This window comes from Vagococcus sp. WN80Y (genome assembly GCF_059621045.1).
Window position 1 is genome coordinate 1 of record NZ_JCAQHY010000023.1, and the last position, 641, is coordinate 641.

At 47.3% G+C, this 641-nt stretch carries 1 protein-coding gene; it reads left to right on the forward strand.

Annotated features, from left to right (window positions below):
* Nucleotides 1–641, forward strand: a 641-nt coding sequence (locus AC5KOD_RS02410) for a MucBP domain-containing protein (RefSeq protein WP_496912959.1), incomplete at both ends; no start/stop codon positions are given.

Sequence of the window (641 nt, forward strand, 5' to 3'; positions counted from 1 at the left end):
CAAAAAGGTGTGAAGATCAAAGACAAAGACGCAACATCAGTGACCTTGAACGATGGAGCGACCTATTCGAAAACTTTCCCAGCCGCACCATCCGGTTATGTGATAAAAGGGTATCAGATAGAGAACGAGCCAGAAAAAGCGGCCACCGGTACCACGAAAGTGACCATCGCCAATGTGAAGAAAAACTACATCGTGAAGTATATTTATCAAAGACAGTGGAAGGTGACGGAGCAGTATGTGGATCAAAACGGTGTGAAGATCAAAGACAAAGACGCAACATCAGTCACCCTGAATGAAGGAGCGACCTATTCTAAAACCTTCCCAGTCGCGCCAGCGGGTTATGTGATAAAAGGGTATCAGATTGATGGAGGGGCCGAAAAAGCGGCCACGGCCGCAACGAAGGTAACGATTGCCCCAGTGACGAAAGATCAGATTGTGACGTATATTTATCAGAAACAGTGGAAAGTAACGGAGCAGTATGTGAATCAAAAAGGTGTGAGCATCAAAGCGAATACCTCAGTCACCTTGAACGATGGAGCGACCTATTCGAAAACTTTCCCAGCCGCACCATCCGGTTATGTGATAAAAGGGTATCAGATTGATGGAGGGACCGAAAAAGCGGCCACGGCCGCAACGAAGGT